Below are 20,889 nucleotides of genomic sequence, written 5' to 3' on the forward strand. Positions count from 1 at the left end.
CAGTCGAAGGCAGGCGGCATCCGCTGCCAACGAGAGAAGTCGGAGCCCCCCATGTACTTCCACGTGCAGAACCTCATCCACGAAATCGCTCAGGACGAGCCCGACCCCGCTGCCGCCAACGCGCTGCAGGAGGGCCTCGGCGGTCAGTTCGGCGAAATGCGCACCATGATGCAGTACCTCTTCCAGGCCATGAACTTCCGCGGCCCCTCCGCCAAGCCCTACCGCGACCTCATCCAGGGCATCGGCACCGAGGAGATCAGCCACGTCGAGCTCATCGGCACGACGATCTCGCGACTGACCGACGGTTCGCCGCGCTACAACGGCAAGCTCACCGACCCGCTCGACACCCCCGGCGCCGGCGGCGCCACCCCCCTCAACGTCGCTCTCGACCAGGGCAACATCCACCACTACCTCGTGGGGGCGCAAGGCGCGTTGCCCGTCGACTCGGTCGGCAACCCGTGGAGCGGCAGCTACGTCTACAACTCGGGCAACCTCCCGCTCGACCTGCTCTACAACCTCATGCTCGAGTCGACGGGTCGCCTGCAGAAGAGCCGCATCTACGAGATGACCGACAACAAGACGGCCCGCTCGACCATCGCGTACCTCATCGTGCGCGACCAGGCCCACGAGAACGCCTACGCGAAGGCCCTCGAGTCGCTCGGCGTCAACTGGGGCGCGCTGCTCCCCATCCCGAAGACCAACGCGGAGCAGTTTCCCGAGGTCAAGAAGCTCGTCGACATGGGTCTGCAGAGCAAGCAGTACTCGTTCGACCTCACCGACGCCTCGGAGGCGGGCCGCATCTTCCAGGGCGCGTCACCGTCGAACGACGGCACGACTCTCGACGCGAGCGAGCAGGCCCCCGAGGGCTTCCCGCAGACGATCGCGCCCGAGCGTCTCGAAGAGTTCTCCCCCGGACTCGACGCGTCGCTGCTCGAGCTCATCCAGCAGACCGCCGAGATGGAGCTCGCCGACATCGAGTCGTTCTACGGACCGGTCGCGAAGTAGGTAGCGGCACCACTCGGCACCGACACCACTCGGTGCCACCGGAACGGCGCTCAGCGGGCGGTCGTCGACAGGGCCACGGTCTCGTCGAGGATCGCCCGCACCGCGTCGGGGTCGTGGGCGAACCGGCCGAGAAAGAGCCCGTCGACTGCGTCGCTGATCTGACCGAGTAGCCCGGGGCCGGCACTGCCGCCGTAGAGCACGTCGAGCCGCTCGATCACGGCGTCGCCCGCGAGAGCGGCGGGAAGGTCTCGGCACACGTCGCGGATGTGATCGGCCGATGCCGGCGCGGGCGCCCCGATCGCCCAGTGCGGTTCGTAGGCGACGACGATGCGTCCGCGGTGCGACTTCTCGCGGGCGACGGCGAGCGCGGAACGCACTTGCTCGACGCACTCCGCGAGGGCATCGGATGCGGGCATCCGCTCGTGTTCGCCGATGCAGAGCACCGGCACGAGCCCGTTCCGCACCGCGGCATCCAGTTTGGCCGCGACGACCTCCTCGGTCTCGCCGAAGAGGGTGCGCCGCTCGGCGTGACCGACCTCGACGAAGCGGCAGCCGATCTCAGCGAGCTCGGCGCCGCTCACCTCACCCGTGAAAGCCCCCTCGTCGGCGGAAGCGAGATCTTGCGCACCGACACCCCACGGCGCGTCGATGTCGAGCACGGCCGGGAGGGAGGGGAAGGTCGGCAGCACGAAGACCTCGGTCGTGCCGCCGGTCGTCGCCTCATGCTCGCGGCAGATGTCGCCGACCGCGCGAGCCCACTCGACCGTGCGTGCGTGCGAGAAGTACATCTTGAGGCTCACACCGATGAGGAACTCGGGCTCGGAGCTGTCACGGGTCATGTCTCAGGATCCTGTCGTCTCATCGGCCGGCCCGATCTGTGCCGGGGCCATGCTCGACCCTAAAGCAGCCCGACCCCGCGTCGCGGCGCACGGGCGGGCTTGCCGTCACGGCGCGGGAGAGCATCGTCCACACGAAGCGAGTCGCGCGCGACACCGGCCATCAGCGACCGCTACCTCCGTCGGCGCCAGTCCTTGACCCACAGGTAGATCGCGCCCGCCGCACAGACCACGACGAATACGGCCAAGGCGAGGGCGGGCGGGTCGAGGAATGTCCAGGGCACAGTCGATTATCTATCGCGACCGGACGGTGCCCCGCCGTGCACGCGGGGCCGGCATCCGCATCAGTCTCGAGATGCCGCCGCCCGCGCTCGAGCCTTGATGGCCACGATGACCTCGGTCTTGGCGTCGGCGTAGTCGTTCATGTCACTCCACTCGGTGCCCATGAGCTCCCTCTTGGTGTTCTCGTAGAGGGCGCGATCGCCGGCGTCGACACGGAGGTGATCGCGCAGCAGAAAGTACTCTTCGACGGCCGGGTGGCCGCTTTCGAACACGTGAACGTGCGCGTCGCGAGCCGGTGTCCGCACGAGGCGATGCCCGGGTTCGCGCACCCGCAGTTCGTATCCCGCGCCGAGGAGGGCGTCGAGGTAGTCCTCCTCGGCGGTGATGTCGTCGACCGTCACGACGACGTCGATGATCGGTTTCGCCGCAAGCCCGGGCACCGACGTGCTGCCGATGTGCTCGACCTGGATCGCCGCTCCGGCGAGCGCGCCACGGATGCGCTCGCGATGGCTCTCGAAGATACTCACCCACCGTGGGTCGTAGGCATGGAGCTCGAGCGTGAGCGGCTCGACACCGCCGACGAGCTCGAGGGTCGTGACATCCGGTCGACGGGGCTTACTCATGCTTGTCTCCTGCATCGGGCACCATTACGTCAGTCATCGTGTCAGTCCAAATCACGTCAGTCAGCATCATCGAACCGGCGGCGGGCTTGCTCGATGAGGGGCATCTGGGCTTCGGCCCACGCGAGGATGACCTCGACGGGCGGCCGGAGGGTCTTGCCGAGCGGCGAGATGCGGTACTCCACGGCGACGGGTCGGGTGCCGACCACGACCCGATCGACGATGCCGTTGCGCTCGAGTCGTTTCAGTGTCGCTGCAAGTGATTTCGCCGTGACCGAGGGGATGACTCGCCGCAGTTCGTTGAACCGGGCGGGTCGCTCGCACAGCTCGTTGAGCACAGGAAGCGACCATTTGTCGAGCACCTGTTCGAGAAGCTCTCGGTGGGGTGCATCTATTTCGAAGCGCTCAGACGTCGCCCTACTGGTATCCATCACGACACCAAGTCTCGTTGAAGTGGCCGCCGTGCACCACGTATCCATGAGATACCGCCTCTATCGATTGGGAGCCTCACATGACCGTTCACCTGACATCGCCCGACAGCCTCATGCAGCCTGTGCCCTACCATCACGTCGCCGTCGCCACCGGCGCGCGCCACGTGCATGTGTCGGGTCAGATCGCTCGCACCGCCGACGCTCGCCCCGTGGCACCGGGTGATCTGGCGGGTCAGGTCGCTCAGGCCCTCCGCAACACGCACGCTGGTCTCGCGAGTGTGGGCGCCGGCTTCGACGACGTCGTGCGCCTGACCGTCTACGTCACCGACTGGAGCCCAGACAAGATCGACGCGTTCATGTCGGGGATCACGGGCGTCGCCGACGAGATCGGGCTACGGCTCCCCCTGCCGCCGGCGTCGCTCATCGGGGTGAGCTACCTGTTCGAGCCCGACGTCCTCGTCGAGATCGAAGCCACGGCCGTTCTGGACTGACGGCCGCACCGCCGATAGTCGGAAAACGAAGAACGGCCCTCGAAAAACTCGAGGGCCGTTCTCTTCGGGTTTCGCAAACGAATCTCATGAGTTTCGCAAGGAGCCCAGTGGCGGTACCGGTGGGATTTGAACCCACGGTGGGCTTTCACCCACACAACTTTTCGAGAGTTGCACCTTCGGCCGCTCGGACACGGTACCGCCGTCGATCTTAGTACACCTCGAAGCCCCGCCAGAATCGGGTGCCGACGTCGGCGCCGAGAGTTAGAGTGCGAGGGTGAGTCGCCCCCGCCGCAGAGCAACCTTCGTCGCGATCGGCACGTCTGCCGCGATCGGCACCGCCGCGCTCGGAACCGCTGCCGTCGTGGGCCGCAGCCTCGTGCTCCGCCGACGCACCGCCGGGGTGAGCGAGCTCGCCGACAAGATTCCCGAGCACTCCGCCTACTGGCGCGACCAGCGCCGCAAAGGCGGGGAGCTGCTCTACGTCGCCCTCGGAGACTCGGCGGCTCAGGGCATCGGGGGCAGTCGCCCCAACCGGAGCTACGTCGGGCTTCTCGCCAAAACCATCCGCGCGGCGTCGGGTCGCACGGTGCGGGTCGCCAACCTCAGCCAGTCGGGGGCGCGACTGCGCGACGCCATCGAGAAGCAGGTTCCGGCTCTCGCCAAACTCTCCCCCGACATCGTCACGGTGTCGATCGGCGCCAACGACATCGCGACGTTCGAGCGCGACCGCTTCGAGCGCGAGTTGCGCTACATCCTCGACGCGCTGCCCGCCACCGCGATCGTCGCCGACCTGCCCTCGTTCTACCTCGGCGAGTTCGAGCGACGCGTGCTCGCCGCCAACGAGATCGTGCGCCGCGTCGCCGCCGAACACGGCTACGCCGTCGCCCCCCTGCACTCGACCACGCGCGGCCGCACCGCAGCACGCACCGCCCTGCGCGACGTCGCCAAAGACTTCTTCCACCCCAATGATCGCGGCTACGCCGTGTGGGCTTCCGCCTTCGAGCCGCTCGTGCGCGCTGCCGTCGGCGCTCTGGCCACCCGACCCCGAGCGTAGACACGAGCGGCGGATGCGCGGGCTCCCGACCTGGTCGAAGCGGCGATACGCCGCAGCGTGGAGGGAACGCGCGACCGCCGCGGGGGCACTCACCTACGTCGCGATCGGCGACTCCGCCGCCCAGGGGCTCGGAGCGTCGACGCCGTGGTCCGGATACGTCGGACTCCTCGCCGCGGCAGCCGAGACACGGGCGGGTGCCGCCGTGCGCGTCGTCAACCTGAGCGTGAGCGGCGCGAAGGCGCGAGACGTGCTCGACCTGCAGATCCCCCTCGTGGCCGACCTCGAGCCCGACGTCGTCACGTGCGCCGTCGGAGGCAACGACGTGCGGCGGCTCGACCTCGCCGACTTCCGTGAGACCATGACCGGCATCGTCGAGGCCCTCCCCGAGCACGCGCTCATCGCCGACACCCCGTGCTTCTACGAGGGACGCGGAGAAGAGAAGTCGAGGGCGGCGGCCTCGGTCATCCGCGACATCCTCGCCGACCGCGGCCGGTCGCCCGTCGAATTGCACCGCGCCACCGAGGCCCGCACCCGCGAATACTGGCGCGGCGACTTCGCGCTCGACTTCTTCCACCCGAGCGATCGCGGCTACACGGTGTGGGCGTCGGCGTTCGAGCCACTGCTCCTCGATCGCGTCGACGTCGTGACGAAAACCACGGGAGGCGGGGCCACGGCACCCGGTGTCGGCGGACCGACCTAGGCTGGCCGCATGGCCAAGCAGCAGTCGAACTTCCGGTGCACCGAGTGCGGATGGTCGACCCTCAAGTGGGCTGGCCGCTGCGGCGAATGCCAGTCCTGGGGCACCGTCGTCGAAGCGTCCGAGATCGTCGGGCTCACCCCCAAGGCGGTGCGTCCGGTGACCGTGACGGATGCTCGCGCGGCGAGGTCCATCGTCGACATCGAGTCCGACTCGGTGGCCCACTGGCCGAGCGGGATCGCCGAGTTCGACCGCGTGCTCGGGGGCGGCATCGTCCCCGGCGCCACCATCCTGCTGAGCGGCGAACCGGGCGTCGGCAAATCCACCCTGCTGCTCGAGGTCGCCTCGCGTGCCGCCGCGAGCGGGGCGCGCGTGCTCTACGTCACCGCCGAGGAGTCGGTCAACCAGGTGCGACTGCGGGCGGGGCGCACGGGCGCACTGCAGCCGAGCCTCTTCCTCGCCGCCGAAACCGATCTCGGCACCATCCTCGGGCAGATCGACCAGATCCACCCCCAACTGCTCATCGTCGACTCCGTGCAGACGGTGTCGTCGGCGCTCTCCGACGGGCTCGCGGGGGGCCCCTCCCAAGTGCGCGAAGTGGCCGCGACGCTCATCAGGGTCTCGAAAGACCGCAACCTGCCCATTCTCCTCGTCGGGCACGTGACCAAAGACGGCAGCATCGCCGGGCCGCGCTTGCTCGAACACCTCGTCGACGTCGTGCTGCAGTTCGAGGGCGACAGGCAGACGGCCCTCCGCTTCGTGCGCGCCCACAAGAACCGCTTCGGATCGACAGACGAGGTCGGATGCTTCGAGATGACAGGTGACGGCATCGCCGAGGTGAGCGACCCGAGCGGCCTGTTCCTGTCGCGCGGCACCGTCGCGGTGTCGGGAACGTGCGTGACGATCGCCGTCGACGGCCGTCGCGCCCTGCCGGTGGAGGTGCAGGCTCTCATCGTCAAATCGTCGGCGCCGCAACCGCGCCGTGTGGTCAACGGCGTCGACTCGGCGCGCGTCGCGATGCTCCTCGCGGTGCTCGAGCGCCGCGCCTCGCTCGCTCTCAGCGGCTACGACGTCTACGTGTCGACCGTCGGCGGCATCCGCGTGACGGAGCCGGGAGCCGACCTCGCGATCGCCCTCGCCATCGCGAGCGCCTATAAGGACAAACCGTTCGCGGGGTCGCTCGCCGCCGTCGGCGAGATCAGCCTCGCGGGCGAGGTGCGCCCCGCCTCCTCGACCAAACAGCGCGCCGCCGAAGCGCGCAGGCTCGGCTTCACGACCCTCCTCGACGCGGATGCGGGCCACATCGGCGAAGCGGTGCGCCGCGCCTTCGCGACCGCGACCGCCGCAACCGAGCGCGTCGCGATACCGGAGTTCTGAGAACGGCCGCTGCCGGGACTAGAGCTTGAGCGCCTTGAGGATCGCCGCGGGGTCGGCTTGCATCGGGAATGGCCCCGCGGGGTCGAACCACATGGTCTCGAGCGAATCGAGGTGCAGCTCGAGAAACTCGGTGAGCAGAGAGCGGTCGTAGCCCAACACTCGCAGATCGGGGTCTTGCGGCAGCATCGCCGCGTAGTTCTCGGCCGTCGAGAACACGAGAAGCGTGAAGAGCTCGGCATCGGGCGCGCGGAAGACGCGCACCTGCGGGGCTCCGTCTGTGGGCAGGAGAGGCACGATGACGACTTCATTGCGGAGTGCGAACGCGACCGCGGCGGAGTCCCCCGCGGCGAGCGCCGCGATGAGAGCGGGAGACGACAGCGGCGTCGACGGCGGATCCGACGGGTCACCGACACCGTCGCCGCCGGCCGTCACCTCCGAGACCGGGTCGGGGCGAGGAGCGAGAAACGGGTCGCCGACGAACGGATCGTCGGGCATGCCGTCGGGCGCGGCGGGATCGGATTCGGGGGTGGCAGACATCCCCTCGACGGTACCGACTAGTTGAGCAGGAACGAAACCGGCGCTTCGGCCTCGACGTCGCCGACGGACACGTCGAGGTTGTAGGTCGCGCCGCCCGCCGGAACGGATGCGGGCTCGGCGTCGCACGCGTCGGGGTCGCTGCGTGTGCGGTCCCACGTGATCGGCGTCGGGCTCTGCGGCACGTTCGGTTCGAGGGTCACCGTGGCCTCGACGGTATCGCCCGCGCAGTGCGTCGACGACCAGTAGAGCTCGGCGCCGCTCGTGATCTCATACGACTGCAAGTCGGTCGACACGTCGACGGTGCACGCCGACGACGACGTGTTGGCGATCGTGAACGACAACTGCGGGGACTCCCCCGAGCCGTAGGCGTTCTGGTCGGCGACGGCCGTGAGTTCCAGGTTGGACGGATCGCACGGCGCCCCCTCCTCCTGGTCGGCGCTCGGCTCGGCATCCTCGCCGTCGTCCGATTCGTCGTCGGCCGCCTCGGCGGGCGCACTCGCGCTCGGGCTCGGCGCGACGGTGGGCTCCGACGCGCCCCCGCCGAAGCGGGAGACGATGAGCACCACGACGACGATCACGGCGACGAGACCGAGGATGAAAATCAGTCGTCGACGCCAGTACACGCTGCTCGGCTGCGGTCCCACAGGGTTACGGAACGTCGACATGCCCTCAGGCTAGCTACAGATGCTTGATCATCCGGGTATTGCCGAGCGTGTTCGGCTTGACTCGCGCTAGATCGAGGAACTCGGCGACACCCTCGTCGGTGCTGCGGAGCAACTCGGCGTAGACCGACGGATCCACGGTCTCCTCCCCCATCGGGGTGAAGCCGTGCTTCTCGAAGAAGTCGACCTCGAACGTGAGACAGAACAGTCGGCTGAGGCCGAGGGCGCGAGCATCCGCTTCGAGCCTGTCGAGGATGGCGTGGCCGACCCCCTTGTGCAAGTGGTCGGGCTCCACGGCGAGGGTGCGCACCTCACCGAGGTCTTCCCACAGCGCGTGCAGAGCGCCGCACCCGATGACCGTTCCGTCGGCCGACTCGGCGATGCGGAACTCCTGGATCGAGCCGTAGTAGACGACGGGGTCTTTGCCGAGCAGGATGCGCTTGTTGACGAAGGGCTCGACGAGCTTCTGCACGAGGGGGACGTCGCTCGTGCGAGCCTCGCGCACCGTGAATGACGGTGAATCCATGATGCGCTCCCCAACTGTCGACTGCCGTGCCAGCTGTCGAGCCTACGCGAAAGGGCCGGGAGCATCCGCTCCCGGCCCTTCACACGTGGCGACTGCTAGGTCAGGCTTCGACCGACAGCACGGGCAGCTCCTCGCGGCCCGGCTGGCGCGACGTCGTGAAGACGAACTCGCCCTCGATGTAGTCGACGTGCACGTGGTCTCCCGAGTTGAGTTCACCCTGCAGGATGCGCTCGCTCAGTCGGTCTTCGACCTCGTGCTGCACGGCACGACGCAGAGGACGCGCACCGAGTGACGGGTCGAACCCGACCTTGATGAGCTGCTCCTTGGCGGCGAGGCCGAGCTCGACGGTCATGTCGCGGTCGAGCATGCGCTCGCTCAAACGCTTCACGAAGAGGTCGACGATCTGCAGCAGCTCCTCGGGGCTCAACTGCGGGAAGACGATGGTCTCGTCGACACGGTTGAGGAACTCGGGCTTGAAGTGCTTCTTGAGCTCCTCGACGACCTTGCCGCGCATGCGGTCGTAACCGGTGGCGGTGTCGGATGCCGACGTGAACCCGATCGGCGTTCCCGTGATGTCCTTCGTTCCGAGGTTCGTGGTCATGATGATCACGGTGTTCTTGAAGTCGACGACACGACCCTGACCATCGGTCAGGCGTCCTTCCTCGAGAACCTGCAGAAGCGAGTTGAAGATGTCCGGGTGGGCCTTCTCGATCTCGTCGAAGAGCACCACGGAGAACGGCTTGCGACGCACCTTCTCGGTGAGCTGGCCGCCCTCCTCGAACCCGACGAACCCGGGAGGGGCACCGAAGAGGCGCGACACGGTGTGCTTCTCGCCGTACTCCGACATGTCGAGCGAAATGAGGGCGTCTTCGTCGTCGAACAGGAACTCGGCGAGCGCCTTGGCGAGCTCGGTCTTACCGACACCCGTGGGGCCGGCGAAGATGAACGAACCGCTCGGACGACGCGGGTCCTTGAGACCGGCACGCGTGCGCCTGATGGTCTTCGAGAGAGCCGAGATGGCCTCCTCCTGACCGATGACGCGCTGGTGCAGGGCCTTCTCCATGAAGACGAGACGCGCGGTCTCCTCCTCGGTGAGCTTGAACACGGGGATGCCCGTGGCGGCGGCGAGGACTTCGGCGATCACGCCTTCGTCGACGGTGCCGGTCGAGCCGGCCTCTCCGCTCTTCCACTGCTTCTCGAGGCGCAGTCGCTCGCCGAGGAGCTTCTTCTCCTCGTCGCGCAGGCTCGCGGCCTTCTCGAAGTCCTGATCCTCGATCGCGCCCTCTTTCTGCGTGCGAACACCCGCGATGCGGTCGTCGAACTCGCGCAGCTCCGGGGGTGCCGAGAGGATCGAGAGACGCAGTCGCGCTCCGGCCTCGTCGATCAGGTCGATCGCCTTGTCTGGCAGGAAGCGGTCGGCGACGTAGCGGTCGGCGAGGTTCGCCGCCGCGACGATCGCGCCATCCGTGATCGACACCTTGTGGAAGGACTCGTACTTGTCGCGGAGTCCCTTGAGGATGTTGATCGTGTGCGGCAGGGACGGCTCGTGCACCTGAACGGGCTGGAAGCGACGCTCGAGCGCGGCATCCTTCTCGAAGTGCTTGCGGTACTCGTCGAGGGTCGTGGCTCCGATGGTCTGGAGCTCACCCCGCGCGAGGAGCGGCTTGAGGATGCTCGCGGCGTCGATCGCGCCTTCGGCGGCACCCGCTCCGACGAGCGTGTGGATCTCGTCGATGAACGTGATGATGTCGCCGCGGGTGCGGATCTCCTTCGTGACCTTCTTGAGGCGCTCCTCGAAGTCACCGCGGTAGCGGCTACCGGCGATGAGCGACCCGAGGTCGAGGGTGTAGAGCTGCTTGTCTTTGAGGGTCTCGGGCACGTCGCCGCGCACGATCGCCTGGGCGAGGCCCTCGACGACGGCCGTCTTGCCGACACCGGGCTCACCGATCAGCACGGGGTTGTTCTTGGAGCGACGGGAGAGGATCTGCATGACCCGCTCCATCTCCTTCTCGCGCCCGATCACGGGGTCGAGCTTGCCGTCGCGCGCCGCTTGCGTGAGGTTGCGACCGAACTGGTCGAGCACCTGGCTGCCGGCCTGCTGGGTGGCCTGGTCGTTGCCACCGACAGCGACCTGCTCCTTGCCCTGGTATCCAGAGAGCAGCTGGATGACCTGCTGGCGCACCTTGTTGAGATCGGCCCCGAGCTTGACGAGAACCTGCGCCGCGACACCCTCGCCCTCGCGGATGAGACCGAGCAGGATGTGCTCGGTGCCGATGTAGTTGTGTCCGAGCTGCAGAGCCTCGCGGAGGCTGAGCTCGAGCACCTTCTTCGCGCGCGGCGTGAAGGGGATGTGGCCGGTCGGCTGCTGCTGACCCTGGCCGATGATGTCTTGAACCTGCTCGCGCACTGCGTCGAGTGCGATGCCGAGCGACTCGAGGGCCTTGGCTGCGACACCTTCGCCCTCGTGGATGAGGCCGAGCAGGATGTGCTCGGTGCCGATGTAGTTGTGGTTGAGCATCTTCGCCTCTTCTTGGGCGAGGACGACAACACGACGGGCTCGGTCGGTAAATCTTTCAAACATGATTACTCCCTGGGCACGGTGCAGGATTCGTGCCGATGTAAAGACAGTAACGACGGGTTCTGGCTTTTGATGCCCCTGTTCGCCCTAGGCGTGACACTTTGAGCGAATGTCTTGACGCTCATATCGACAATCGTTATGTTAACGACTAACGATAAGGAGCCGACATGACTTTCCGCACCCGCACCACACGCACCCTCGGTCTCGCCGAGAAGACCATGCTCGGCGTGGTCGCCGGCGCCGCCCTTGCCGCGGCCGCCGTTCTGACGACACTCGTCTCGGTCGCTGTCTGCGCAGCCCTCGCCTGGTTGTGCCTCCGAGTCTTCGTCGGACGCCCGTTCGTCGCGTCGGCGACGGCCGGAATCGGGGTCGTCGCGATTCTCATCGTCGCCGGCGGGCTCGGGTCGTCGTTCCTCACCTCCGTGGCGCACGCGCAGATCGGTGACTACCTCGCGTTGACCGAAGCCGGCGTGCCGCTCTTCGAGCTCAGCGTCGACCTGGCCCCGCTCGGGTGGGGCGTCGCCCTCGCCGTCGTCGCCGGAGCGTTCGAGCTGGGCCAGCGGATGCAGCGCGACACCACCGGACTCGTCTGATGGGCGACGACGACGACGCGAGCGGCGTGCACTGCCGACTCGACGAACTACTCGCCGAACGCGGGATGACCCTCACGAAGCTCTCGGAGATCGTCGGCGTGAGCATCGTGAACCTCTCGGTTCTCAAAAACGACCGGGCACGCGCCATCCGCTTCTCGACACTCAGCGCGATCTGTTCGGCGCTCGACTGCGAGATCGGCGATCTGCTCGTGCGCGAGTGAGTCGCGGGGCACCCTCACGCGACGGGGACTCTAGGAGTCGCTCGGGCGAGGGGTCGCGGCGGGTGGCGCATCGCCGAGCCCGCGCTTGGCGCGCTCCTCGGCCTCGATGCGTGAGTAGACCGCGCGCTCGGTGCGGTCCGCCCGCAAGATGGAGCGGATGACCATCCAGAAGATGAGGCCGACGAGGATCGTCGGCGTCACCGAGAAGACGGCGTTCGCCCAGAAATTCTCCAACACCCCGCCAGGATACGCGGGTCGGCTGGGAGCCGACGTCAGCCGGTGAGGATGCCCCAGATGCCGGTGCCGAGGAAGTAGAGCCCGATGCCGCCGACGGCCACCCACAGGGCGATGCGGCGAGGGGAAATCTCGGCCTTCTTGGCCTGCTTCTCGTCGCGCTTCGCGGCTGCGCGTCGTTCCGCGGCATCCTTCGCAGCGTCGTCGCTCTTCGGCGTTGGGGTGCTCATTCGTCCAGGGTACCCGGGCACACTCGGGGTCTCTCTCTACTTCACGAGAGGGAACAGGATCGTCTCGCGGATTCCGAGGCCCGTGAGAGCCATCATGAGTCGGTCGATGCCCATGCCCATGCCGCCGGTCGGGGGCATGCCGTGCTCGAGCGCGCGCAAGAACTCTTCGTCGAGGAGCATCGCGTCGACGTCTCCCCCGGCCGCGAGCTTCGCTTGCTCCACGAACCTCTCGCGCTGCACGACGGGGTCGACGAGCTCCGAATAGCCGGTGCCGAGCTCGAAGCCGCGGATGTAGAGATCCCACTTCTCGACGACGCCCGGCGTCGAGCGGTGCGCCCGCACGAGGGGTGACGTGTCGACGGGGAAATCGAGAACGAAGGTCGGGCGCTCGAGGCTCGGCTTGACGTAGTGCTCCCAGAGCTCTTCGACGAGCTTGCCGTGGGTCGGCAGGTGCACCTCGATGCCCAGCCGGTCGGCGTGAGCGGTGAGCTCGTCGAACGGCGTCTCGGGCGTGATCTCGACACCGGATGCCGCGCTGAGCGACTCGTACATGCTCACGCGATCCCACTCGCCGCCGAGGTCGTACTCGGTGCCGTCTGCCCACGTCACGACGTGCGACCCGCTCGAGTCGAGCGCGGCGTTCTGCACGAGCTCCTGAGTGAGCGCCGCCATCTGCTCGTAGTCCCCGTAGGCCTGGTATGCCTCGAGCATCGCGAACTCGGGAGAGTGTGTGGAGTCGGCACCCTCGTTGCGGAAGTTGCGGTTGATCTCGAAGACGCGATCGATGCCCCCGACGACGGCGCGCTTGAGAAAGAGCTCGGGAGCGATGCGCAGATAGAGCTCGGTGTCGAAGGCGTTGCTGTGCGTCGCGAACGGCCTCGCCGACGCTCCCCCGTGCATCACCTGGAGCATGGGCGTCTCGACCTCGAGGTAGTCGTGCGCCGCGAACGTGGCCCGCAGCGAGGCCATCGTGCTCGCGCGAGCGCGCACCATCTGGCGGGCACCGTCGCGGGCGATGAGGTCGAGGTAACGACTGCGCACGCGAGTCTCCTCGCTCAGCTCGGAGTGGAGGTTCGGCAGCGGGCGCAGAGCCTTCGAGGCGATCTGCCACTCGGCGACCATGATCGACAGCTCGCCGCGACGGCTCGAAATGACCTCGCCCGAGACGAACACGTGGTCACCGAGGTCGACGAGCTCCTTCCAGCTGTCGAGCGACTCGTCGCCGACCGCCGCGAGACTCACCATCGCCTGGATGCGGGACCCGTCGCCCGCCTGGAGCGACGCGAAACAAAGCTTTCCCGTATTGCGCGAGTGCACGACGCGACCCGCGAGGCCGACGATGCGACCCGTCGTGGAATCGGCCTCGAGCTCGGGGAACTCCGCGCGCACCTCGGGAATCGTCGTCGTGATCGGCACACCCACGGGGTAGGCGCCGACACCGGACTCGATGAGGCGCTCCCTCTTGCCGAGGCGCACCCGCTTCTGCTCGGACTCCTGCGCGGCCGCTTCGGCTTCGGCGGCGGCATCCGTCGCGATGTCGGTCACGGGCGTCTCCGCCGGAGTCGCGGGGGGCGTGGTCAGGTCAGGCATGGGGCTCCCTCGTGGGCGGTGTGCGGGCGACGAGACGCGGTCGGTCGCGCGCCCAGGCAATGCTACCGGCGGGCCCGGCCACCCAGATCAGCCGAGGTAGACGGCGGTGTTGTCGATGAGTCGGGTGTCGCCCACGAGCGCCGCGACGATGACGATCGCGCGCCCGGTCGCGTCGTTCGACACCGGCAGGAAGGTCGACGGCACGACGATCTCGAGGTAATCGAGACGCACGGTGTCGTCACCCGTGAGCACCGCTTGCGCGGCCGCGCGCACCGCGTCGGGACCGCGATCGGCGGCCGACTCCGCGGCCTCGAGCGAGCGTGACAGTGCCCGCGCGGCGTGGCGTTCTCGCGCGTCGAGAAAGCGATTGCGGCTCGACAGCGCGAGGCCGTCGTCGTCGCGCACCGTCGGCACCGTCGCGACGGCGACGTCGATGTTGAGATCGGCGACCATGCGCTTGACGAGAAATACCTGCTGGGCGTCTTTGTCGCCGAACACGATCGTCTCGGGCTGCACGAGGTTGAGCAGTTTGGCCACGACGGTGAGCACACCGTCGAAGTGCCCGCGGCGGGTGCGCCCTTCGTAGAGGTCGCCGACGTCGCCCGCGCTCACGGAGGTCTGCACGGCGCCCTTCGGATACATCTCGGATGCCCCCGGAGCGAACACGATCGCCACGTCGAACGGCGCGAGCTTCTCGAGGTCGGCCTCGAGGGTGCGCGGGTAGCGCTCGAGGTCGCCCGCGTCACCGAACTGGAGAGGGTTGACGAACACCGAGACGACGACGATCTCACCGCGGTCGACGGCCCGCTCGACGAGGGCGAGGTGCCCGTCGTGCAGAGCACCCATGGTCGGAACGAGGGAGACCTTGGGCCGCGTCACCCCGAAGCGCGCCGCATCCGATCGTGCCCGGCGGAGGTGCGAGCGCAAGCTCGCGATGGTTTCGACGACGATTGGCACCCGACGATGCTACTCGCCGCGGACCCGGCCTCGGGTCAGAGGTCGGGTGGCACGAGCGGCGTCGACGGCGACGTCGCCGCGAGGGCGTTCTCGACCGCCGACCGCACGAGAGGGGCGAGAACCCGACCGGGGGCATCGATGCCGATATCGCTGAGGATGCTCGTCGCCTGCTCGACGATCGCGGTCGAGAAGCTCGTCGCGGTGTCGATCGCCTCGGCGTATGCGGCGCGGTCCGCCTCGGCGACGATGACCGGTTCGCCGCCCATCTCGACCACGAGCGCCTGGCCGATCGGGTGCACGGGCGCGGGTGCCGTGACGGCGAAGTAGCAATCGGTGAGTCGCGCGACGTCGATCGACGACCCGGTGAACGCCATCGCGGGATGGAGGGCGATCGGAATCCCGCCGCGCGCGGTCGCGGGAGCGAGCACGGCGGTGCCGTATCGCGCCGCCGTGTGCACGACGAGCTGCCCGGGTTGCCACGCGCCCGTCGCGGCGAGCCCCGCGACGAGGGACTCGAGCTGGTCGGCCGGAACCGCGAGGATCACGAGTTCGCTGCGCTCGACGATCTCGGGGATCGGGAGGATCGGAACACCGGGGAGGATCGCGTCGGCGCGTTCCCGGCTCGCCTCGGAGATGGCGGAGATGCCGACGAGCGCGTGCCCGGCACCGGCCAGCGCCGCCCCGAGCACGGGGCCGACGGCACCGGAGCCGATGATGCCGACGCCGAGGCGACCGGAGCGGTCTTGCGGAGAGGGGGTCACCGGGGCGGCTCGTGGCCGGGCTCGGGCTCGACCGGCGGCTCGGGCGCAGCAGCGGGCGCTGGCTCAGCCGGCGGCGCAGACTCGACAGCCGGCTCACCCTCGCTCGAGCGCCAGCGGTGGGTCGTGTCCGTCGCCGACGTGCTCACCGCGGCATCCGCGACGGTGTCGAAGAGGGTGAGGGCGTCGGCGCGATCGAGACCGCCCAGCTGGGCCGAGATGGGGCCCGCGACGGTGTGCAGGTGCACCCACGCGAGGTCGAGCTTGCGATAGAGGGGCCCCTGGTGGATCGACACGCTCTGCAGCCGCGCGTGGGGAACGATCACGAGCTCGCGCCAGATCGCGCCCTTGCGCAGCAGGATGGCGCTCGGCGCGATCGCGAACCCGTTGCGACGCCACGAGAACCAGCGCACGACCGCGGCCCGCCGGGGTGAGGTCGTGAAGCCGTCGTCGGGAGTCGCCTTCGCGAGGCCGCGCCCGGCGAGCGCCTCGGCCGCGGGGTCGACGAAGTCGGGCAGCACGAGGCCGAGCACGCGACGCACGTCGTCGAGCGATCCGACCGGGAGGATCGTGGTGTTCTGCTGCCCCGCGGCACCCGAGGTCGACGAGTGGCCGGCCCTGTTGACCTTGATCTCCCACCAGCCCGCCGGTCGCCACAGCACGGGCTGGCTGACCTTGACCGAGTGGATGCGACCGGGCGGTAGGGTCTCGTTGCTCGTCGTGAGGAGACCGAAACCCACGCGCACGCCGTCGGGGGTTCCCGCGATCGAGTAGCGCAGCGACTTCGTGAACCGCTGCACGTAGAACCCCGCGATACCGATCGCGCTCGGGATGAAGATGAAGAGGCTCACGAGAGCGTCGGGGTTGATGATCGAGGTGACCGTGATGGCGATGATCGCCACGACGAGGAAGAGCGTCCACCCGCTCAGCACGAGCGACCCGATGAGACGTCCGAGGCTCAGTTTGACGACGGACTCCGGTTCGGCGAGGGAGGGGTCGAGTTCGGGCGCGAGCAGTTCGTGCACGCGACGATCGACCACGGAACCAGCACCGGCACCTCCCGCGGCGACGGCCTGCTTCGTCGCGGCGTTGCGCGTGCCCGAGGCGAGGCGCAACACTTCGGCGCGCAAGTCGTCTGCGGCCTTCGACGCGAGGTAGTCGAGCCTCACGTTCGCGTCTTGACCCGCCTGATTGACCTCGAGCCTCGCCGCGCCGAACAGCCGGGCGAAGAACGGCCGCACGATGTTGATGCCCTGGATGCGGTCGAGTCTCGCTTTGCGGTTGGTGCGGAAGAGCACTCCCGAACGCACCTCCACGACCTCGTCGGTGACGCGGAACGTGTGCATGCGCCACGACACGTAGAAGCCCGCGGTGAGCACGAGGAGCACGACGAGGATCGCGAGCAGGGCCCAGCCGACGAACCCGTTCTCGACGATGAGGGCGATCGGATCGCCGTCGGGGTCGTCTTCACCCGGAACGAAGAACTCGATGAGCCTCTCGCGGAGGTTCGCGATGATGACACCGATGATCGCGAGAAGCGCGATGCCGCCCTTGAGAAGCGGAGACGCGGGGTGCAGCCGATGCCACTCGCCGTCGCTCAGGCTCGCGGCGAGGTCGGTGACGGGCGTGCCGGGGAGGGCCGCGGGCGTGCCCTCGACCCTCGACTCGAGGCCCGGCGACTCGGGACGGGGCGTCGCGTTCGCGTCGGTCACAGTCCCGCCCGACGCGACTCGGCGAGCGCGACGAGTCGGTCGCGCAACTGCTCGGCGTCACTCTCGGCGATCCCGGGGATCGCCACGCCGCTCGATGCTGCGGCCGTCACGAACTTGAGGTCGCTGAGCCCGAGCGCACGCGAGAGCGGTCCGCGGTTGATGTCGATGAGCTGCATCCGCCCGTAGGGAACGGCCACGATGCGTCGAAAGAGGATGCCTCGTTTGAAGAGCAGGTCGTCGTCGCGCAGCGCGTATCCGATGGACTTGACCCGTCGCGGGGTGACCGCGGCCTCGAACACGAAGTAGGCGACCACGACTCCCGTGATGATCCACGCGAAGCTCCACCCGAAGAGGTGCGGCAACACCGTGATGCCCACGACGATCACGGCGGACACCGCGAGCCCGATGAATTGACTCACGACGTATTTCGGGGCGACCCCCGTCCACTCGGTGTCGGTCAGCTCGAGACTGGTGCTCACGGTCTTCCTCACGGTCTGCTCGTCGGAACGGATGTTCGGTCACCCACCCTAGGGCGCCCCGGTGACGCGACGCGTAACCCCGGCCGTCACCCGTCGTGTGCGCCGTGTCGTCACGAGCGCGCGCGCACGGGCCCGTCGGAGTCGTCGCGGTCGTCGTCGCGCGGCGGAACCCGGCACATCGCCTCGGCGATGAGCGCTCCCGCGAGCAGCACCGCGGCTCCCACGAGGGTCGCGACCGCGGGAGCGACGGTCGTCAGCGCGGGCGAGACCGCGCGGCTCAGGAGGTAGAGCACGAAGCCGATGCCCGCCCCGACCCCCACGGAGCCGCTGAGGGCGGAGGCTTTCGCGAGCGTCACGACCCTCGCGGCGTAGAAGGGGTCGACGGGCGCGGTGGTTCCGCCGCGCGTCATCCGCCGGATCGGAACGGCCATGACGACCACGATGACGCCGATCGCGGCGAGCGCCACGGGGAGCGTGAAGGGCGGCGCGAAGATCGGGCGCCCGCTCGTGGCGAGCGCGAGCTGCGCGAGGCCGCCGAGCACGGCCCCCGCGAACACGAGCACGACGACCGTGACCGCCGAGGTGCGCTTCACGGCGCACCCCCGAGAAGGGGTGCCGCGGGGTAGATCGCGAGCGCGTCGTCGGGGCCGCGCAATCGCGCCACGAGGTCGACGACCGGTCCCCCGCGCGGAAGCACAGCATCCGGTTCGATCTGCAGCCACGGCACGAGCACGAACGACCGCTTCTGCGCCTCGGGGTGCGGGATCGTGAGACGGTCGCTCTCGAGCTGCTCGTCGCCGATCGCGACGATGTCGAGGTCGATCGTGCGGTCTCCCCACCGTTCGGCGCGCACCCGCCCGAGGTCGCGTTCGATGTCGTTGAGGCGGTCGAGCAAGTGCAGCGGCGCGAGTTCGACCGTGGCCGTCACGACCGCGTTGAGGTAGGCGGGGGCCGAGTCGTCGACCCCGTGAGCCGTGAGCGCCTGCGACTGCACGATGTCCGATGCCGCCGTCACCGTCACGCCGTCGATGCCGTCGATGCTGCGCACCGCCTGGCGCAGCGCACTTTCGCGATCACCGAGGTTGCTTCCGAGGGCGATGACGACGCGCCGAGGCTCGATGGGGCCCGTCACGGTCGTGGCCTCGTGATGGTCACGGCGACGTCGTCGAACGGCACGGTGATGGGCGCCGACGGTTTGTGCACCGTCACCCGAACACTCACGGCGGCGCGATGCTCGAGCACGCGTGAGGCGATGCGCTCGGCGAGGGTCTCGATGAGGTCGACAGGGTCGGCTTCGATCTCCGCGACGACCTGCTCGGCGAGCACCCCGTAGTGCACGGTGCTCTCGAGGTCGTCGGCGGATGCCGCGGGGGCGGTGTCGAGCCACACCGTCGTGTCGACCACGAACTCCTGGCCGTCGCGCCGCTCGTGCTCGAACACCCCGTGCCGTCCGGTCGCTCGCACCCCCGTGAGGGTGATCGAGTCGAGGGGCTCGACCGCGCCCGCCGTCACTCTCGCACGCCCCGCATCGCGCCCCACACGTCGAGCGCGGCCTTGGTGCCGGCGACGTCGTGCACGCGCAGTCCCCAGACTCCCGCGTCGGCCGAGAGCGCGCTGATGATGGATGTCGCCGCGTCACGCTTGCGCGGTTTCGCTCCGGTCGGCAGCAGCTCGGCGAGGAACTTCTTGCGCGAGGCCCCCACGAGGAGGGGATGGCCGAGCTGCGCGAGTTCGGTGAGCGAGCCGAGGAGCTTCCAGTTCTGCTCCGCCGTCTTCGCGAACCCGATGCCCGGGTCGACGATGATCTGCGCGGGGGTGACGCCGCGCGCGAGCAGGGCCGAGACCCGGTGCTCGAGTTCGGCGAGCACGTCGTACACGGGGTCGGCGTAGTCGGTGAGGCTCGCCATCGTCTCGCTCGTGCCGCGAGAGTGCATCGCCACGAAGAGCACGCCGGTGTCGGCGACGACGCGGGCCATGTCGGCATCCGCGGTGCCGCCCGACACGTCGTTGACGATCACGGCCCCGAGCCCGACGGCGACCTCGGCGGTCTCGGCGTTCATCGTGTCGATGCTCACGGGGATGCCGCGGTCGACGAGTTCGCGCACGACCGGGGTGATGCGTGCGAGCTCATCCGCCACGGTGATCCGCCCGGCGCCGGGCCGCGTCGACTCGCCGCCCACGTCGATGATGTCGGCGCCCGATTCGGCGAGGTGCACGCCGAACTCGATGGCCGACGCGGCGTCGTCGTGCGACCCGCCGTCGCTGAACGAGTCGGGCGTGACGTTGAGTATGCCGAGGATCACGGGCCTCGTCGGGGTGGTCGTGCGGTCGGCCATCGCGCGGGCTCGACGAGACGTCGCGGGCGACCCCACGAGGTCGGCGACGCGCTCGTCGCTCGCGGTGCGGCCCGGTCGGCGACGCGCTCCCGCGGTCGTGCGGCGCTCAGCCACGCGGTGCTCCGATCAAGGTCATGATCTCCGTTCGTGCCACGGGGTCGGCGAGCAACCCTCTCGATGCCGTCGTCACGGTCGAGCTGAGCTCTTGGCGCGCCCCTCGTGTGGTCACGCACTGATGAGTCGCGTCGAGAACGACCAGAACTCCGAGGGGTTCGAGTGCACGGTCGATCGTGTCGGCGATCTCGTCACTGAGCCGCTCCTGCAGTTGAAGGCGGGATGCCAGCGTATCGACCACGAGGGGCAGGCGTCCAAGTCCGATGAGTCGCTCCCGCGGTGCGTACGCGATGTGCGCGACCCCGACGAACGGCAACAGGTGGTGTTCGCACATCGAGCGGAAGCGGATGTCGCGCACGAGCACCGTCTCACTCGGAGAGTCGTCGAGCGGGAGGGTCTCGGCGAGGTGCTCGAGAGGGTCGACTCCGACGCCCGAGAAGAACTCGGCGTAGGACTCGGCGACGCGCCGAGGTGTCTCGCGCACGCCCTCACGTTCGGGGTCGTCGCCGATCGCCTCGAGCAGTTGCGCGACCGCCGCGGCGATGCGCGCGGAGTCGACAGCCACGCCG

26 protein-coding genes and 1 tRNA gene are annotated in these 20,889 nt (G+C 68.7%); 7 read left to right on the forward strand and 20 right to left on the reverse strand.

Annotated features, from left to right (window positions below; genetic code table 11):
• Window positions 1–51: 51 nt before the first annotated feature.
• Entirely contained in the window at window positions 52–1,005 is a 954-nt protein-coding gene (locus ACLHG5_RS08475) for a manganese catalase family protein (protein WP_411318456.1), read from the forward strand.
• Window positions 1,006–1,055: 50 nt separating this feature from the next.
• On the opposite strand, the gene ACLHG5_RS08480 is transcribed toward ACLHG5_RS08475, so the two are convergent.
• The 3 genes from ACLHG5_RS08480 to ACLHG5_RS08490 form a co-directional block, all read right to left on the reverse strand.
• A complete protein-coding gene (locus tag ACLHG5_RS08480) occupies window positions 1,056–1,844 on the reverse strand; it encodes a triose-phosphate isomerase family protein (protein WP_411317220.1) in 789 nt (262 codons plus the stop codon).
• A gap of 341 nt (window positions 1,845–2,185) precedes the next feature.
• Window positions 2,186–2,746: a GrpB family protein gene (locus tag ACLHG5_RS08485; protein WP_411317219.1), complete on the reverse strand. Its 561-nt coding sequence runs from the start codon at window positions 2,744–2,746 to the stop codon at window positions 2,186–2,188.
• A gap of 56 nt (window positions 2,747–2,802) precedes the next feature.
• Complete coding sequence (locus ACLHG5_RS08490) at window positions 2,803–3,105, reverse strand: winged helix-turn-helix transcriptional regulator (RefSeq protein ID WP_411318457.1); 303 nt, start codon at window positions 3,103–3,105, stop codon at window positions 2,803–2,805.
• Window positions 3,106–3,254: 149 nt separating this feature from the next.
• On the opposite strand from ACLHG5_RS08490, the gene ACLHG5_RS08495 reads away from it, so the two are divergent.
• Window positions 3,255–3,665, forward strand: coding sequence for a RidA family protein (locus ACLHG5_RS08495; protein WP_411317218.1), 411 nt, complete (start codon window positions 3,255–3,257; stop codon window positions 3,663–3,665).
• Between the two features lie 108 nt (window positions 3,666–3,773).
• On the opposite strand, the gene ACLHG5_RS08500 is transcribed toward ACLHG5_RS08495, so the two are convergent.
• Window positions 3,774–3,863 (reverse strand) — tRNA-Ser (locus ACLHG5_RS08500).
• A 76-nt stretch (window positions 3,864–3,939) separates the two neighbouring features.
• Here ACLHG5_RS08500 and ACLHG5_RS08505 point away from each other — a divergent pair.
• Genes ACLHG5_RS08505 through radA form a run of 3 tightly spaced genes read left to right on the forward strand, consistent with a single transcriptional unit; the run spans window position 3,940 to window position 6,793 of the window.
• Window positions 3,940–4,719, forward strand: a complete 780-nt coding sequence (locus ACLHG5_RS08505) for an SGNH/GDSL hydrolase family protein (protein WP_411318458.1) — start codon at window positions 3,940–3,942, stop codon at window positions 4,717–4,719.
• A gap of 13 nt (window positions 4,720–4,732) precedes the next feature.
• Window positions 4,733–5,419: an SGNH/GDSL hydrolase family protein gene (locus ACLHG5_RS08510; RefSeq protein ID WP_411317216.1), complete on the forward strand. Its 687-nt coding sequence runs from the start codon at window positions 4,733–4,735 to the stop codon at window positions 5,417–5,419.
• A gap of 9 nt (window positions 5,420–5,428) precedes the next feature.
• Entirely contained in the window at window positions 5,429–6,793 is a 1,365-nt protein-coding gene (gene radA, locus ACLHG5_RS08515; protein WP_411318459.1) for a DNA repair protein RadA, read from the forward strand.
• 18 nt (window positions 6,794–6,811) lie between these two features.
• On the opposite strand, the gene ACLHG5_RS08520 is transcribed toward radA, so the two are convergent.
• The 4 genes from ACLHG5_RS08520 to ACLHG5_RS08535 all read right to left on the reverse strand — a co-directional run bounded on the left by ACLHG5_RS08520 (window position 6,812) and on the right by ACLHG5_RS08535 (window position 11,099).
• Complete coding sequence (locus ACLHG5_RS08520) at window positions 6,812–7,330, reverse strand: dehydrogenase (protein ID WP_411318460.1); 519 nt, start codon at window positions 7,328–7,330, stop codon at window positions 6,812–6,814.
• A gap of 17 nt (window positions 7,331–7,347) precedes the next feature.
• Window positions 7,348–7,995: a hypothetical protein gene (locus ACLHG5_RS08525; protein ID WP_411318461.1), complete on the reverse strand. Its 648-nt coding sequence runs from the start codon at window positions 7,993–7,995 to the stop codon at window positions 7,348–7,350.
• Between the two features lie 13 nt (window positions 7,996–8,008).
• Window positions 8,009–8,518, reverse strand: coding sequence for an amino-acid N-acetyltransferase (locus tag ACLHG5_RS08530; RefSeq protein ID WP_411317212.1), 510 nt, complete (start codon window positions 8,516–8,518; stop codon window positions 8,009–8,011).
• A gap of 100 nt (window positions 8,519–8,618) precedes the next feature.
• Window positions 8,619–11,099 carry an ATP-dependent Clp protease ATP-binding subunit gene (locus tag ACLHG5_RS08535; protein ID WP_411317211.1) on the reverse strand — a complete coding sequence of 827 codons (2,481 nt, stop codon included), beginning with the start codon at window positions 11,097–11,099 and terminating at the stop codon, window positions 8,619–8,621.
• 164 nt (window positions 11,100–11,263) lie between these two features.
• On the opposite strand from ACLHG5_RS08535, the gene ACLHG5_RS08540 reads away from it, so the two are divergent.
• On the forward strand, window positions 11,264–11,689 hold the full coding sequence (locus ACLHG5_RS08540) for a hypothetical protein (RefSeq protein ID WP_411318462.1): 426 nt from the start codon (window positions 11,264–11,266) through the stop codon (window positions 11,687–11,689).
• Window positions 11,689–11,910: a helix-turn-helix domain-containing protein gene (locus ACLHG5_RS08545; protein ID WP_411318463.1), complete on the forward strand. Its 222-nt coding sequence runs from the start codon at window positions 11,689–11,691 to the stop codon at window positions 11,908–11,910. The genes ACLHG5_RS08540 and ACLHG5_RS08545 overlap by 1 nt, the downstream gene beginning before the upstream one ends.
• A gap of 30 nt (window positions 11,911–11,940) precedes the next feature.
• Here the strand turns inward: ACLHG5_RS08545 and ACLHG5_RS08550 are convergent, their stop codons facing one another.
• The 12 genes from ACLHG5_RS08550 to folE form a co-directional block, all read right to left on the reverse strand.
• Window positions 11,941–12,147 (reverse strand): hypothetical protein, encoded by a 207-nt coding sequence (locus ACLHG5_RS08550; RefSeq protein ID WP_411317208.1) that lies wholly within the window; start codon window positions 12,145–12,147, stop codon window positions 11,941–11,943.
• Window positions 12,148–12,182: 35 nt separating this feature from the next.
• Window positions 12,183–12,374 (reverse strand): hypothetical protein, encoded by a 192-nt coding sequence (locus tag ACLHG5_RS08555; RefSeq protein WP_411317207.1) that lies wholly within the window; start codon window positions 12,372–12,374, stop codon window positions 12,183–12,185.
• Window positions 12,375–12,410: 36 nt separating this feature from the next.
• A complete protein-coding gene (gene lysS / locus ACLHG5_RS08560; RefSeq protein WP_411317206.1) occupies window positions 12,411–13,964 on the reverse strand; it encodes a lysine--tRNA ligase in 1,554 nt (517 codons plus the stop codon).
• Between the two features lie 87 nt (window positions 13,965–14,051).
• Window positions 14,052–14,921: a pantoate--beta-alanine ligase gene (panC, locus tag ACLHG5_RS08565; RefSeq protein ID WP_411317205.1), complete on the reverse strand. Its 870-nt coding sequence runs from the start codon at window positions 14,919–14,921 to the stop codon at window positions 14,052–14,054.
• Window positions 14,922–14,956: 35 nt separating this feature from the next.
• Window positions 14,957–15,682 carry a Rossmann-like and DUF2520 domain-containing protein gene (locus ACLHG5_RS08570; RefSeq protein WP_411317204.1) on the reverse strand — a complete coding sequence of 242 codons (726 nt, stop codon included), beginning with the start codon at window positions 15,680–15,682 and terminating at the stop codon, window positions 14,957–14,959.
• Entirely contained in the window at window positions 15,679–17,391 is a 1,713-nt protein-coding gene (locus ACLHG5_RS08575) for a PH domain-containing protein (RefSeq protein WP_411317203.1), read from the reverse strand. Before ACLHG5_RS08575 ends, ACLHG5_RS08570 begins: the two co-directional genes overlap by 4 nt.
• On the reverse strand, window positions 17,388–17,870 hold the full coding sequence (locus tag ACLHG5_RS08580) for a PH domain-containing protein (protein WP_411317202.1): 483 nt from the start codon (window positions 17,868–17,870) through the stop codon (window positions 17,388–17,390). Before ACLHG5_RS08580 ends, ACLHG5_RS08575 begins: the two co-directional genes overlap by 4 nt.
• A 110-nt stretch (window positions 17,871–17,980) precedes the next feature.
• Entirely contained in the window at window positions 17,981–18,463 is a 483-nt protein-coding gene (locus ACLHG5_RS08585; protein WP_411318464.1) for a DUF3180 domain-containing protein, read from the reverse strand.
• Window positions 18,460–19,002 carry a 2-amino-4-hydroxy-6-hydroxymethyldihydropteridine diphosphokinase gene (gene folK, locus ACLHG5_RS08590; protein ID WP_411318465.1) on the reverse strand — a complete coding sequence of 181 codons (543 nt, stop codon included), beginning with the start codon at window positions 19,000–19,002 and terminating at the stop codon, window positions 18,460–18,462. The genes ACLHG5_RS08585 and folK overlap by 4 nt, the downstream gene beginning before the upstream one ends.
• Window positions 18,999–19,382, reverse strand: coding sequence for a dihydroneopterin aldolase (gene folB / locus ACLHG5_RS08595; RefSeq protein ID WP_411318466.1), 384 nt, complete (start codon window positions 19,380–19,382; stop codon window positions 18,999–19,001). The genes folK and folB overlap by 4 nt, the downstream gene beginning before the upstream one ends.
• Window positions 19,379–20,320, reverse strand: coding sequence for a dihydropteroate synthase (gene folP / locus ACLHG5_RS08600; RefSeq protein WP_411318467.1), 942 nt, complete (start codon window positions 20,318–20,320; stop codon window positions 19,379–19,381). The genes folB and folP overlap by 4 nt, the downstream gene beginning before the upstream one ends.
• A complete protein-coding gene (gene folE, locus ACLHG5_RS08605; RefSeq protein ID WP_411317197.1) occupies window positions 20,313–20,885 on the reverse strand; it encodes a GTP cyclohydrolase I FolE in 573 nt (190 codons plus the stop codon). The genes folP and folE overlap by 8 nt, the downstream gene beginning before the upstream one ends.
• Window positions 20,886–20,889 lie beyond the last annotated feature (4 nt).

This window comes from Marisediminicola sp. LYQ85 (assembly GCF_046600695.1).
GTDB lineage: Bacteria > Actinomycetota > Actinomycetes > Actinomycetales > Microbacteriaceae > Marisediminicola.